The organism is Collinsella aerofaciens (assembly GCF_027679495.1).
In the GTDB taxonomy this organism is placed as follows: Bacteria; Actinomycetota; Coriobacteriia; order Coriobacteriales; family Coriobacteriaceae; genus Collinsella; species Collinsella aerofaciens_AK.
The window spans coordinates 1-13331 of the sequence record NZ_JAQEKC010000010.1; the positions used below are offsets into that span (position 1 = coordinate 1).

Consider the following 13331-nt stretch of genomic DNA (forward strand, 5'->3'; position numbering starts at 1 on the left):
GGCTCTGTTAGACCAGGATTGACATACATGTGTCCCCACGGTGCCATATCGTTAGCCCCGTAGACCGCGACGGATGGGGGCAGCATGAACGCCGAAGACCTGGTCCTCAACTTCAAGAAGGACATCTCGAGCCTCAGCAGGACCGAGCGCCGCCGCGCAATCGAGTCCGTCAGGGACGTTATCCGCGCGGCGGCGTTCGACGACGCTGCCGGCTCAACCTATGAGGTCGAGCGCTGCCCGCGCTGCGGGTCCGCCGCGGTCGTGAAGAAGGGCAAATCGAGGAACGGCGAGCAGCGCTACCTCTGCCGGGGCTGCGGCAGGACCTTCGGCATGGGCAGCGGGCGCATCCTTGGGACGAGCAGGCTGCCGAGGGAGACCTGGATGGCCTACGCCGAGTGCTTCGTGCTCAAGCTGCCCCTGCGGGAATGCGCGAGGCGCTGCCGCGTCTGCCTCAAGACCGCCTACACCATGCGCCACAGGCTCATCGAGTGCCTCTCGGCCTACACCCCCTCGTTCAGGGTCGGGCGGGGCTGCGGCTGCGAGCTCGACGAGACCTACTTCCCCGAGTCGTTCAAGGGCAACCACGCGAAGGGGTCGTTCAAGATGCCGCGCCCCTCTCGGCGCCGCGGCAGGCAGGTGCACAGGCGCGGCCTCTCGCTCGAGCGGATCTGCGTCATGACCGGCGTGAACGACTCGAACGAGACGTTTCTCGAGGTCACGGGGCGGGGCGCCCTGTCGAGGAAACGCGCCATGGACGTGCTGAGGGGCCGCATCGCGTCCGGCTCCGTCGTCGCGACCGACAGGGCGGCAGCCTACGTCGGCGTCCTCGCGGAACTCGGGGTCGCCGCGCACGCGGCCTACGACCCCAAGGACCGCTCCGAGGGCACCATCAACCGGGTCAACACCGTCCACTCGCTCCTCGGCGCCTTCATGGAGCCGTTCAGGGGCGTGTCAACGAAGCACCTCGGCGCCTACCTCGCCTGGTTCAGGTGGTGCCGGACCTTCATGGCGACCGACCCCGGCACCGCCGAGCGCACGGTCGCGCGACAGCTCGCGAACGGGACCTGCGGGAGCCGCATCCGCGACATGTTCAACGTCCGGCCGCCCTACATGGACTACTGGGACGCGCCCGCCGCGCAGGGGCGGTAGAATGGTCGCACCGCGATATACGAGGAGGGGTGCAGCCATGCCGTCGAACATACCGGCCACGACGATCCGCATCGACCCGGAGGTCAAGAGGGAGGCGACCGTCATCCTGGACGAGCTCGGCCTGTCCATGTCCACCGCCGTCAACGCGTTCCTCAGGGCGCTCGTCCGGGAGGGCGGGATGCCGTTCGAGATGAAGGTCAAGGCGCCGGCACCCGACGGGAAGGCGGCGAGATAGCCGGCAGATCGACTTGGGGCGATAGGGCCCTCACGATTAACCCGACCGATCTTGAGCGCATCGACCCCTTGCCGGATTCAAACCCGGCAAGGGGTCGATAGCTTTGCAATTTCAAAAAGATGATTGAGGCAGAATGTCAATTCTGGTCTAACAGAGCCTTTTTAAATCCCCGTCCCAGAATAATCATCGGGATATACTGCTGGGCAGACGAAAGGAGCGCCGATGATGCTTAATGGGTGCGCATATATATTGACGGTCGACGTGGGCAACACGTTCATTCGCTTTGGCCTGTTTGCAGAGGATTCGGCCGCGGCGCAGGAATGTCCGCTTGCGACGTGCGAGATCACCACGCCGTCGAGCATCACAGCAGACGAGGCGCGCATGCGTCTCGTGCAGGTCATGGCCGCGCTGGCGGCCGATGCGGGCATGCCAGGTGCGCTTGTGCCTGCGGCTGCTGTGCTGAGCTGCGTGGTCCCGGCGCTCGAGCGCCCGTGGAAGGTGGCGCTTTCCCGCACCTGCACGGGGCGCGTGCTCACCGTGGGGCCGGGCCTCAAGACCGGCATGCCCGTGCACTACGACGATCCGGCCGAAATCGGCCCCGACCGCATCGCCGATGCCGTGGCGGCCCGTGCCGTCTACGGCTCGCCGTGCATCGTGATCGACCTGGGCACGACGACCAATATCGAGGTGATCGACGCGCACGGCACCTTTGTCGGCGGCGTCATCGCGCCCGGTCTGGCGCTCGGCGCCCGCTCGCTTTCGGCGGCAGCAGCGCGCCTGCCTCAGGTTGAGCCCTCGGCGCCGACACACGTCATCGGCCGCAACACGCGCGAGGCCATGCGCTCGGGCGTGGTTCTGGGCGAGGTGGCCCGCATCGACGGCATGCTCGACATGGTGCTTGCCGAGATGCGCGCGACCAAGGCCGCGGGGGAGGGCGATGTGCCCATCGTCATTACCGGCGACGATGCCGAGGCACTTGCGGCGCTGGTCGGCCATAGCCTGACGGTCGATGACGCGTTGACGCTGCGGGGTCTCGCCGAGCTCTACCACATCAACCAAAAGCCCCGCCGCGCGTAGGGCGGGGGGCTGGTGGGATAAGCGCCCCTACCTTTCACCTGCTACAATGGGTCAAACTATTGCGATTTCGGAGGTGTCTGCCATGTCGGACGATCTTCATCAAACCGCGTCGGGCAAGCGCCGCGACGTCATTAGCTGGGATGAGTTCTTTATGAGCGTGGCCATCGCCGCGCAGCGCCGCAGTAAGGACCCCAACACGCAGGTGGGTGCGTGCATCGCCAACACCAACCACCGCATCCTTTCGGTGGGCTACAACGGTACGCCCTCAGCGCTCAACGACGACTTTTTCCCGTGGGGCACGAGCGACGACCCGTTGCAGGATAAGCACAACTACGTGGTGCATGCCGAGGCCAACGCCGTGCTCAACTACCGCGGCTCGCTCAAGGACCTTGAGGGTTCCACGGTCTACGTCACGCTGTTTCCGTGCCACGACTGCGCCAAGATCCTGGCGCAGGTGGGCGTGGGCGAGGTCGTCTACCTGGACAATAAGTATGCCGATACCGACGACGGCCGTATCAGCCGCCGCATTCTCGACTCTTGCGGCATCAGCTACCGCCAGGTTATCGTCGATGTCCAGATTGGTACCGGGGGACAGGCTCAGCAGTAGCGCGTGCCAACGCCAGCTGGCGGCAAAACAGCCAAAAGAGCCCCGTCCCAAATTGACTACTCGTGAAAGTCGCGTCTGCGCGCATGGACGGCTCGTGAGCGGGTACATGGCTGTGGTAACATAGCTTCTGTCCGCGGGCGTGCCCGCGTTATTGTGAGAAAGGAGCCCCTGTGGCTGTTAACGAAGAGCTGCTTAAGAAGGTTCTTGAAGAGATCCGCCCCAACCTGCAGGCCGATGGCGGCGATATGGAGTATGTGGGCGTCGACGACGAGGGTGTCGTCAAGCTGGAACTGCAGGGCGCCTGCGCCGGCTGCCCCATGAGCTCGCTGACCCTGTCGATGGGCATCGAGCGCATCCTGAAGGAGCACGTGCCCGGCGTTACCCGCGTTGAGCAGGTCAATGCTTCCGGCGAGGCCGAGGACCTGTACGACGAGTACGCGCCGTTCTAAGATGCGAAAGCTGCGGACGGTACGCTCCGCATAGACGTTACGCCCAGATATGCGGCTGCGAGCGCAAGGCCCGTGGCCGCATTTGTATGTAGGGAGCAGGGGGATCGATATGCTCAACGACCTCTACCATATGCTTGATCCCGTCGCGATCTCGGCGGGCCCCATCACGATCTACTGGTACGGCCTGGCCTACGTGATCGGCGCTCTGCTTACGGCGGTCGTTATGTACCGCACGCAGCGTCGTTGGGGTTTCGACATTACGATCGATGACCTGACGAGCGTCGTGGTCGGCGCGGTCTTCGGCCTCATCATCGGCGCGCGCCTGTTCTACGTCGTCTTTTACGGCGATGGCTACTATTGGACCCACCCGCTCGAGATCTTTGCCACCAACGAGGGCGGCATGAGCTTCCACGGCGGCCTGGTCGGCGGCATCTTGGGCGGTATCATCGTGTGCCGCATGTATAAGCTCGACGCCTGGACCATCGCCGACCTTGCCGTGATCGGCGCCCCGCTGGCCCTGTGCCTGGGCCGTTGTGCCAATTTCGTCAACGGTGAGCTGTGGGGTAAGCCGACCGATCTGCCCTGGGGTGTGGTCTTTGACGGCACCGCGGGCGATATGCCGCGTCATCCTTCCCAGCTCTATGAGGCATTCCTAGAGGGCGTCGTGCTCTTCTGTATTTTGCAGGTGCTCAGCCGCAAAAAGCCGCCGCTGCCCCAGGGTACGTTTATGGGCGTGTTCGTGATGGGGTACGGCATCGTCCGCTTTCTCGTTGAGTTCGTGCGCGTGCCCGATGCCCAGCTGGGTTATCTGCTGGGGGGCGTTATCACCATGGGCCAGCTGCTGAGTCTGCCGCTTGTGATCGCCGGCCTGGCGCTCATCATCTTCGCCCGACACCGCAATCGCCCCCAGCGCATCTACCTCGACGCCTAACCACCAAAACCACCACAAAGGGGACAGGCACCTTTGTGGTGGTCTTGCCGAGTTTGATAGGTTTCTAGAAAGGCTTTCGGACTGTGAAGGATTCCGACCTCTCCACAACGGCTGCGCGCGACGCTGCCCGCATCGTCTGGTTTAAGCGCTACCCCGCCAAGCAGACGCTCATCGCATTTTTGCTCGCGCTGTTGGCGACCACGGCGTTTTCCATCGATCCCGCCCCGGTGTCGAGCAACGCAGTCTTGGCAATTGACCCCAAAGCCTCGGGCATGCTGTACGTGTGCTACGAGGTGCTCCTCTCGTTTGCCGGCCATACCGACGCGGTCATGCTGCTTGCGCTTGCCTGCCTGCTCACGCTGCCGTTTCGCTACGTATTCTTTGGCCGCGGCGACGCCTGGCGTCCCTCGGTGATCCTTCCGTCGCTGTTCTTTGCCGTCTGCATGGTGTTTGGCCGCAGCTACGACCTCACCGATTCGGCCGAGATCGTGCTCGGCGACAAGGCCCGCATTATCTGTGCCTGGATAGGCGGTGCGGGCTGGATGCTCTTGGCGGTCGTTGCCTTCTATCTGGCTTTTGAGTGTCTAGATTGGCTGAGCTCTCGGCGCATTCCGTTTTCTGAAGCGCACTTTGGCCGCGTATGGCGTGTGGCTCACGCCGTGCTCTCGGTCCATCCCTTTGCCGGGCCCTTCCTGGTGCTTATGGTCGCCTGGGCGCCCACGCTCATCGCTTCGCTGCCCGGCCTTTTTATGGGAGATACGGGTGCGCAGATTCGCCAGTGGTTCAACTACCCCAACGGCACGAGTGACTACCTGCGTCTGCTCAATCCCAATGTGCTGCTCAACGGACATCACCCCGTGGTGCATACGGCTATCATCGGTTCGTGCGTCCAGCTGGGGCTTTCACTGTTCAACAGCGCCAACGCAGGTCTTGCCATCTACACCTGCGCTCAGTTCGTCATTACGGCCGCCTGCATGGCCTATTCCATCTCGTCGCTGCGCAAGCTGGGCGTGAGCCTGCCGGTCCGCGGCGTGACCTTGCTGTTCTTTGTGTTTATGCCCATGTTCTCCAACTACGCGGCCCTGCTTACCAAAGATGTGCTGTTTGCCGACGCGTTTTTGATGCTGTTGGTGCAGACCGTGAAGCTCGTGGCCTGCGGCCTGCCCCGTCGCGATGCCAATGCCGAGCGTGCGGGCGAACAGAGGCCCGTGCTCTTTGCGCGCCATGACTGGTTGCTGTTCGCTCTGGGCGCCATGGGTTCCACGTTTCTGCGTAACGGCGGCCTGGTGTTTCCCCTGGCGGCATGCGTAATCGCGGCGGCGTTTTGCGCATGGGACGCGCATGTGGCTCATCGTGCAGCCAGGCAGACTGGTGCTGCGACTTCGGGCGCCACGCCGCGCTTCCGCTGGGTCGGCGTCCTCGCGGTGCTCGCGCTCTGCCTTGCTTCCAACATGTACTTCACCAAGGTCTTTATGCCGGTGCACGACATCACGCCTGGTTCCAAGCGCGAAATCCTCTCGATTCCGTTCCAGCAGACGGCTCGTTTCGTCCAAAAGCACGACGGCCTCAACTCGGGCGTCAACCCCACGGTTAAGGAGGACGGCACCATCGTGGAAGCTCCTTGCGACGGTTCGGTGACCGACGAAGAGCGTGCCGTGATCGATCGTGTACTCAAGTACGAGAACCTGGGCCGCCGCTACAACCCCGACAAGTCCGATGCCGTCAAGAATTGCTTTAACGAGTACGCCTCGCAGGAGGACATCAAGGCCTATTTTGAGGTGTGGGCCCAGATGTTCAAAAAGGACCCCGGGTGCTATATCTCGGCGCTCATCAATAACTACTATGGGTATTTTTATCCGAGCGCTCGCGACGCATGGGTCTACAGCACGGCGCGCAGTGCCGAGATCATGGCGAAGCCCGATAACCTCAAGTACTTCGACTTCCATCCGGTCGATAGCAAGGTTGTGCGCTGGTGCGACCACCTGATCAACCTGTATCGCGTGGCAGTACAACGCATCCCGTTTATCTCGCTCACCATGAGCTCGGCCACCTATGTGTGGATCATGATCGCCGTGGTGGTCTATCTGCTACGTCGTCATTCGTGGCGCGGGCTGGCCATTTGGGTGCCGCTGCTGGGCGTGCTTGCCGTGTGCCTGATTGGCCCGTGCAACGGCTCGACCTACATGCGCTACCTGTATCCGGTCATCGCCTGCATGCCCTTCGCCATCGGCGCCACCGTCACCCGCAGCGACTTCCTCCGGTCCTAACTTGGTGCATTGGGGGTCAGGTTTCTTTGCACCAAAGGGGTCATCATCACGACGCCTTCATTTTGGGGTTTATCTCGCAGGCCAGTAGGTATATCATAACGACGTTTGTTTATATTGCCCGAGCATCTGCGCTGGGCTTTAGGTCGAAACCGATAGGAGACACGTATGTCCGGACACTCTAAGTGGGCCACAACCAAGCATCGTAAGGGCGCGCAGGACGCCAAGCGTTCCGCCCTCTTCTCCAAGCTGAGCCGCAACATCACCGTTGCTGCCCGTCTCGGCGGCGACCCGCTGCCCGAGAACAACGCCAGCCTCGCCGCTGCCGTTGCCAAGGCCAAGGCTCAGTCCATGCCTAAGGACAAGATCAAGTCCGCTATCGATAAGGCTTTTGGCTCGGGCGCTGACGCCGCCGTCTACGAGAACATCGTGTACGAGGGCTACGGTCCCGCCGGTGTCGCCGTCTACGTCGACTGCCTGACCGACAACCGCAACCGTACCGCCGCTGATGTCCGTTCCGCCTTCTCCCACGCTGGTGGCAACCTGGGCACCTCCGGCTCCGTCGCCTTCCAGTTTGAGCGCAAGGGCCAGATTGTCGTCGCCAAGGAGATCCTGGACGAGAACGCCAAGAAGGAGACCATGATCGCCAACGGTGCTGCCGGCGACGAGGATGAGTTTATGATGGCGATCGCCGAGGCCGGTGGCGAGGACTACGAGGACGCCGGCGAGGAGTGGATCGTCTGGACTACTGCCAACGAGGTCATGGCTGTCTCCAAGGCGCTCGAGGAGCAGGGCGTCCAGGTCAAGGGCTCCGAGACCACCATGGTCCCGACCACCCCGACCGAGGTCTCCGGCGCCGACGCCAAGAAGGTTCAGCGCCTCATCGACCGTCTTGAGGAGCTCGACGACGTCCAGGATGTTTACAGCACCATGGACATGACCGACGAGGTCATCGCTGCCCTCGAGGAGGAGTAGCGCCCGCACGGGTTAAGCCGTGCATATCTGGGCATAATGAAGCGAGCATGCAAGCCTCGTGGAATAGATGAGCCGGATCCGCGTGCGTAGAGCACCGGACCCGGCTCTTTTATAATGATGCGAACCGTTTTGCATTTCGAGAGCCGAGATTTGAAGGGAGCGCCACGTGCGCGTACTCAAACGAGCCCTAGCGATCGTGTATCTTGCCGCCGCCATCGTGGCGCCGGGTACGCTTGTCTGCCAGTTTTGGGGGCCGTATACGTATCGCTTTATGCTGCTGATGCGCGACCCCATGCCGCGCATTGTCGTGACGGCATGCGGCGGAGTTGTGGCGATTGGCGTGCTGGTAAGCTTCTTCCGCCTGATGTTTGCTCGTCGCGAGCCGTCCTGCGTGCATCCGGCGGGGGAGCGCAATATCGAGGTTACGCTCGCGGCGCTTTCTTCGTGCGCCAGGGCTGCTGCCGAGCGCGACGATCGCGTGATGATCGAGCATGTCGAGGCCCGCGTCCAAGGTTCCGACGATTCGCACGTCCGTTTTAAGGTCGAGGCTATCGCGCTTGACGATAAGGACGTGGCATCTCTGGCTACCGCGATGCAGCAGCGCATCGAGGAAGCTTGCGACACCATGCTCGGCACGCCGGGTACGACCACGCGCGTCCGTTTTTTGCCGTCCAAGACTACCGTCCAGACCGTGGAGGTTTCCGGTGAGTGATACCAATCAAGATAAGACCGCTCGTACGCCGCGCCTGACGATTGACCAGAGCGCCACACCGGCGAGCGAACCTTTTGATTCCAAAGCAGAGGCAACCGAGTTACAAGACGCGGCAGCCGTGGATTTTGACGAGGCTATGGGTCTCATCAAGGGTACGGGCGCTGCCATCTGGAGCTATGCTGTGCGTCATCCCAACACCACGCTCGGTGCCGTCGCTGGCTTTATCCTCGCCGTGTTGGTGCTCACACTCGGCCTGTGGGACACGCTCGTCATCGCATTCTTCGTGCTGATCGGCGCTGTGATCGGCCAAATTCGCGACGGCGAAAACGGGATCGTCAACTTCTTCGGCCGTCTGTTTAGCGGCCGCTAATATGTATTCGACTGTCGCATCTGCGGCAGGCATAAGGAGGAACCATGGCTTTTAATACGAAGGTCGATGTGGCCGATACCGAGCTCGAGGCAGACGAGACCGTCACCGCCGAGGCCGAGGACGTAACGCTCGAGGACGAGGCGCTCGTCGAGGCCGAGCCCGCCGATGATGCGGACGAGGATGATGAGGAAACGGACGAGTCCGAGGACTCGCTGACCTATTCCAACGGCGTGATCGAGAAGATCGTTGCCATGGCCACCCGTGAGGTTCCGCACGTTCTGGGCATGAAGGGTAACCTCATGCATTTTGTGCAGGAGCAGTTTGGTGCCGAGAATCTGACCAAGGGCGTGACGGTCGAGGTCACCGATGACAATCGCGTGGTCGTCAACATCTCCGTCATTATCGAGTACGGCGCCTATGCGCCCGCGATCTTTGACGATGTCAAGGCGCGTGTCACCGAGCGCCTTGCCGCGATGACCGGCCTTGAGGTGGCGGGCGTCAACCTGCGCATCGAGGACGTCATCACCCCCGAGGAGTACGAGCACCGCACCAGCCAGCACGAGTAACCTTCCAAAAAGGGACAGGTTTGTTTTGGCAGGTTTTATCTGCGAAAACGTTAAATGGCCGACCGCGCAAGCAAAAGCGTGGCCGGCCGTTATTTGTATGCCCCCCGATGTAGGCATACCGCTCGTCTAACTAGGGGTTGCAATCGTCGCGTTCCGCGTTACCCTAATGGGCGCATTGTTTCCAAATTGTTAACGAGGAGTTGCCGTAATGCCCGACGAGCACGAAACAGAAAGCAAGGCATGGGCGATTGAGGCCGCCGCGGCAGAGGCGGCATCGCGTGCTGCCGAGGAGATGCATCGTCCTCCCGTGGTGCCGATGGAGCGCGTGGTTGATCGCACCGATATCGAGCGCGGCGAGCGTGCCGGTCAAAAGCGCAGCCAGGAGCCGGGCTTTCCGCGCTTTTTTGCCGAGCTCAATATGGGCCTGATTCTTACGGCCTTCGCCATCGTTGCGTTTAAAACCCCTAATCACTTTGCTTTTGGCGGCACCTCGGGCGTGTCGGTCATTCTGTCCACGCTGTTCCCGACCCTGCCCGTCGGCGTCTTTATGTGGATTATTAACGCGGTTCTCGTCGTTTTGGGCTTTATCTTTTTGGAGCGCAAGGCAATCCTGTGGAGCGTCTTCGCCTCGTTTGCGCTGTCCGCCTATGTTTCGCTTTTTGAACTCTTTATCCCGACTGATGTCTCGATGACGGGCGATATGTGGCTTGACCTGTGCTTTGCCGTGATCCTGCCGGCGCTCGGCAGCGCCATTGTCTTTGATATTGGCGCCTCGACGGGCGGCACGGACATTCTTGCCATGATCCTCAAGCGCCGCACCACGCTCGAGATTGGCCGCGCCCTGCTCCTGGTCGATATCGGCATCGTGACCATCGCGGCCTTCTTGTATGGCCCGCGTGTCGGTCTGTATTGCGTGCTCGGCCTGTTTGCCAAGACGCTTGTGGTCGACAAAGCCATCGAGAGCATTCATCTGCGCAAAGTCTGCACGGTCATTTGTTCCGAGCCCCTTAAGGTCGAGGAGTTTATCGTCAAGCATCTCAACCGCACAGCGACCATCAGTCGCGGCTACGGTGCCTTCTCGGGCAAGTGCGTGACGGTGATCATGAGCGTGCTGAGCCGTCGCGAGGCCGTGCAACTACGCCGCTATGCGCGCGAAGTCGATCCGGGTGCCTTTATCACGATCGTCGACAGCTCCGAGATTGTCGGCAAGGGTTTTCGCGGTACGAACTAACGCGGACGTATTCAACGAACCGCCTGCTGGCGCCGTGTACCTTGCAAATCGGTCATCTTTGAGTATTTGAACTCACATTGGGTGATAATGATGCCAAAGACATCGTTTGCGATCCAGGTGATTCGCTCAAGATACGAAGGGATGATTTCGATGTTCTGCTCGCAGTGTGGCGCCCCTATGGGCGATAACGACAAGTTCTGCGGCGTGTGTGGTGCTCCTAATGCCGGTGCCGCTGGCCCCGCTCCCCAGGGACAGCCTCAGCCCCAGCAGTTTGTTCCGCAACCGCCCGTGGCGAATGCGCCAAAGGGCTGTGTGGTTCAGGCGTTCCAGGATATGACCAAGACCCCGGGCGTGCTTCAGCGTGTATGCCAAATCGCGTTTTTGCCGGCGCTGATTTGCGTTGTGTCGGTGCTCGTGTTGTTTATTCCCGTTATTGGCGGCATTGCGGCTGCCATCGGCTTTTTGGCAGCTTGCATTGCGAGCGTGTGCGGTTCCGGCTTTGGCATCGAGTGGGGTCGCGATCTGTCGCTTAAGATCGATGACGGCATGGATCGTCCGCTGATGCGTTCCACGTCGTTTGGTCTCGGAGTCTTTTCGAGCGTTATTTCGGTCGTGCTCGAGGTTATCGCTGCCATTCCCGTTATCGGTGTAGTGCTTTCGCTGGCGGAGGGCGCGGTAATTGGCGCCGCAGGCTCGTATTCGTATTACGGCTCTTATGCGCTCGAAGCTGCGCTGTTTGGCTCGCTTGGCCTGCTTGTCCTGGCGCTAATTGCCTCGGCGATTCTGGGTGTCTTCTTTAAGATGTTCGCCGACATTGCCGTGATGCACTTTGCGGTGACCGGGCGCGTCGAGAGCGCGTTTTCGCTCGATAAGGTCTGGGCGGCCTTTAAGCACAACAAGACCAAGCTGTTCTGTGCTTCGTTCCTTCCCGAGTTTTTGACGGGCCTGGTTTCCAACGCCATTACGTGGATCTTGACAGCTGTCTTTGGTGCCATCGCCGGAATTGGCGCGTACGGCTATTACTATCGCCCCACGGGTATCGAGGCGATTGTTACCGCCGGTGGTGTCACGCTCGTATTGTTCCTGGTGCTGATTGCATTCGTCACGGTGTTCCTTACGGTCTTTGGCAAGATGCTCAAGCACCGTGCCGTTGGCTATTGGGCTGCACGTTATGCAAGCGAATGGGCCGATGAGGACAAGGACGACGTTTTGACTTTTGTGCTCCCGGGTGAGAAGAAGCCTGCTCCTGCGGGATTCAATCCCACGGCAGCCACTGGTGCTGCGCCTGCCCCGGCGCCCGCGCCTGCACCTGCCCCGGCACCCGCGCCTGCCCCTGCCCCGGCACCTGCTCCTGTCCCCGCACCGGCGTCCGAGGCGACGCCTGCGGAGCCCGATTGGGATGCCGTTGCCACGCCGGCGGATGAGCCGGGCGATAATCCTGCTGCCGAAAACAATCAAACCGAATAGCCGGTCGAGGCGCCCTGGGCAACTGAGCCCGGGGTGCCTTTTTCTACTGCGAAAGCAAGAAAATGCCTGGGAAAACGGTTGCAGCAAAATTTCTCGGAAATTGGTCAATGTTGCGCAACAACGTCGCGGCTATTGTTGAGAACGTAGACGTGTAAGGTTTGAAGGCGTGCGACGCCTTAGGAAAAGGAGAGGCTCATGTTCTGTCCCACTTGTGGTTCTCCCATTTCGGATGATGCCAAATTCTGCCCTGTTTGCGGATCCGTCGTTGGTGCCGCTTCTGCCGCTGCGGCCCCGCAGCCCCAGCCCGCTCCGGCCCAGGCTATTCAGCCCGCGCCCCAGCCTCAGCAGCAGTACACCGGTCAATACGCCCAACAGTCCGCATCCGCTCCGATGGGCTATGACCCCATTAAGGCTGACCGCAGCCTGATCGGCTGGCTGCTGCTCTCTCTTGTGACCTGCGGTATCTATTCGTTCTACTTCCTGTATTGCTTGGCACGCGACGTCAACACGTTGTGTCAGGATGACGGCGATTACACGCCGGGTCTGGCGGAATTCATCCTTCTATCGTTTGTGACCTGCGGCTTCTACGCGTACTACTGGTATTACAAGATTGGCAACCGCCTGCAGGCCAACGCTCCTCGCTACGGCCTGGTGTTCCAGGAAAACGGCACCACCGTTCTTCTGTGGCAGATCTTCGGCGCGCTCCTGTGCGGCCTTGGTCCCATCTTCGCTATGAACATCGTCATCAATAATACCAATGCCATGGCAACGGCTTACAACACTCGCCTTGGCGCTCGTGCCTAACAATAAGGGCGGCGTGAACAGCTTCCAGGGACATAGGGGCACGGCAGAGCTCCTTCGCCGCGCCCTTTTTTGCACCGGCGCGCTCTTTGTCGCCTGGCTCGCGCTCTGCCTGCTCGACATTGGCTGCATTTTTCGATTGATGACGGGCATTCCTTGTCCGGGATGCGGCATGACGAGGGCGTGGCTGGCGGCGCTGCGCCTCGATTATGCGGCTGCCTTTGCCTACCATCCGCTGTTTTGGGTGGTGCCGATTGCGTTTGTGCTCGCGTTCGTGCGCGAGGAGGTGGCATCGAGCAAGCTAAAGCGTGGTATCGACATTGCGGTCACCGTGTTGTGCGTGCTGGTCGTCGTCGTATGGATCGTGCGCCTCATCAATCCGGCAGATGCCGGTCTGCTCTTTGGCGGCTATGCGCCCGCCGGAGTTCCCGACGATATCATCCACCTCGAACCCCCACGCTGGCTCACCATCCTTCGCTCTTACCTGGCGTGACGGA

15 protein-coding genes are annotated in these 13331 nt (G+C 61.2%); all 15 read left to right on the top strand.

The genetic code is table 11. From position 1 onward, the window contains the following. Positions 1-84 precede the first annotated feature (84 nt). The 15 genes from PGW49_RS05105 (at position 85) to PGW49_RS05175 (ending at position 13327) form a co-directional block, all read left to right on the top strand. Entirely contained in the window at positions 85-1149 is a 1065-nt protein-coding gene (locus tag PGW49_RS05105) for an IS1595 family transposase (protein ID WP_270225781.1), read from the top strand. A 37-nt stretch (positions 1150-1186) separates the two neighbouring features. Beyond that, a complete protein-coding gene (locus PGW49_RS05110) occupies positions 1187-1384 on the top strand; it encodes a type II toxin-antitoxin system RelB/DinJ family antitoxin (protein ID WP_270225782.1) in 198 nt (65 codons plus the stop codon). A 222-nt stretch (positions 1385-1606) separates the two neighbouring features. Continuing rightward, positions 1607-2461, top strand: a complete 855-nt coding sequence (locus tag PGW49_RS05115; protein WP_270225783.1) for a type III pantothenate kinase — start codon at positions 1607-1609, stop codon at positions 2459-2461. Positions 2462-2543: 82 nt separating this feature from the next. Further along, positions 2544-3068, top strand: a complete 525-nt coding sequence (locus PGW49_RS05120) for a deoxycytidylate deaminase (protein WP_052044088.1) — start codon at positions 2544-2546, stop codon at positions 3066-3068. A gap of 170 nt (positions 3069-3238) precedes the next feature. Then, on the top strand, positions 3239-3517 hold the full coding sequence (locus PGW49_RS05125; protein WP_035137589.1) for a NifU family protein: 279 nt from the start codon (positions 3239-3241) through the stop codon (positions 3515-3517). 109 nt (positions 3518-3626) lie between these two features. Further along, complete coding sequence (gene lgt / locus PGW49_RS05130; protein ID WP_270225784.1) at positions 3627-4448, top strand: prolipoprotein diacylglyceryl transferase; 822 nt, start codon at positions 3627-3629, stop codon at positions 4446-4448. 83 nt (positions 4449-4531) lie between these two features. Continuing rightward, on the top strand, positions 4532-6715 hold the full coding sequence (locus PGW49_RS05135) for a DUF6020 family protein (RefSeq protein WP_270225785.1): 2184 nt from the start codon (positions 4532-4534) through the stop codon (positions 6713-6715). A gap of 165 nt (positions 6716-6880) precedes the next feature. Further along, a complete protein-coding gene (locus PGW49_RS05140; protein ID WP_006234926.1) occupies positions 6881-7687 on the top strand; it encodes a YebC/PmpR family DNA-binding transcriptional regulator in 807 nt (268 codons plus the stop codon). 166 nt (positions 7688-7853) lie between these two features. After that, positions 7854-8399: an Asp23/Gls24 family envelope stress response protein gene (locus tag PGW49_RS05145; protein WP_270225786.1), complete on the top strand. Its 546-nt coding sequence runs from the start codon at positions 7854-7856 to the stop codon at positions 8397-8399. Then, positions 8392-8769 (top strand): DUF2273 domain-containing protein, encoded by a 378-nt coding sequence (locus tag PGW49_RS05150; RefSeq protein ID WP_270225787.1) that lies wholly within the window; start codon positions 8392-8394, stop codon positions 8767-8769. Before PGW49_RS05145 ends, PGW49_RS05150 begins: the two co-directional genes overlap by 8 nt. A 44-nt stretch (positions 8770-8813) precedes the next feature. After that, positions 8814-9335 carry an Asp23/Gls24 family envelope stress response protein gene (locus tag PGW49_RS05155; protein WP_195568595.1) on the top strand — a complete coding sequence of 174 codons (522 nt, stop codon included), beginning with the start codon at positions 8814-8816 and terminating at the stop codon, positions 9333-9335. A gap of 208 nt (positions 9336-9543) precedes the next feature. Beyond that, positions 9544-10566: a YitT family protein gene (locus PGW49_RS05160; protein WP_195568596.1), complete on the top strand. Its 1023-nt coding sequence runs from the start codon at positions 9544-9546 to the stop codon at positions 10564-10566. A gap of 150 nt (positions 10567-10716) precedes the next feature. Further along, complete coding sequence (locus PGW49_RS05165; protein ID WP_270225788.1) at positions 10717-12033, top strand: zinc-ribbon domain-containing protein; 1317 nt, start codon at positions 10717-10719, stop codon at positions 12031-12033. Between the two features lie 195 nt (positions 12034-12228). Further along, positions 12229-12837 carry a DUF4234 domain-containing protein gene (locus tag PGW49_RS05170; protein ID WP_270225790.1) on the top strand — a complete coding sequence of 203 codons (609 nt, stop codon included), beginning with the start codon at positions 12229-12231 and terminating at the stop codon, positions 12835-12837. Then, positions 12830-13327 carry a DUF2752 domain-containing protein gene (locus tag PGW49_RS05175; protein ID WP_270225791.1) on the top strand — a complete coding sequence of 166 codons (498 nt, stop codon included), beginning with the start codon at positions 12830-12832 and terminating at the stop codon, positions 13325-13327. Before PGW49_RS05170 ends, PGW49_RS05175 begins: the two co-directional genes overlap by 8 nt. The last annotated feature ends 4 nt before the right edge of the window (positions 13328-13331 follow it).

Coding starts and splice junctions, on each gene's coding strand:
- PGW49_RS05105 (WP_270225781.1), top strand. CDS start 85: ATGAACGCCGAAGACCTGGTCCTCAACTTCAAGAAGGACATCTCGAGC.
- PGW49_RS05110 (WP_270225782.1), top strand. CDS start 1,187: ATGCCGTCGAACATACCGGCCACGACGATCCGCATCGACCCGGAGGTC.
- PGW49_RS05115 (WP_270225783.1), top strand. CDS start 1,607: ATGATGCTTAATGGGTGCGCATATATATTGACGGTCGACGTGGGCAAC.
- PGW49_RS05120 (WP_052044088.1), top strand. CDS start 2,544: ATGTCGGACGATCTTCATCAAACCGCGTCGGGCAAGCGCCGCGACGTC.
- lgt (WP_270225784.1), top strand. CDS start 3,627: ATGCTCAACGACCTCTACCATATGCTTGATCCCGTCGCGATCTCGGCG.
- PGW49_RS05140 (WP_006234926.1), top strand. CDS start 6,881: ATGTCCGGACACTCTAAGTGGGCCACAACCAAGCATCGTAAGGGCGCG.
- PGW49_RS05155 (WP_195568595.1), top strand. CDS start 8,814: ATGGCTTTTAATACGAAGGTCGATGTGGCCGATACCGAGCTCGAGGCA.
- PGW49_RS05160 (WP_195568596.1), top strand. CDS start 9,544: ATGCCCGACGAGCACGAAACAGAAAGCAAGGCATGGGCGATTGAGGCC.
- PGW49_RS05165 (WP_270225788.1), top strand. CDS start 10,717: ATGTTCTGCTCGCAGTGTGGCGCCCCTATGGGCGATAACGACAAGTTC.
- PGW49_RS05170 (WP_270225790.1), top strand. CDS start 12,229: ATGTTCTGTCCCACTTGTGGTTCTCCCATTTCGGATGATGCCAAATTC.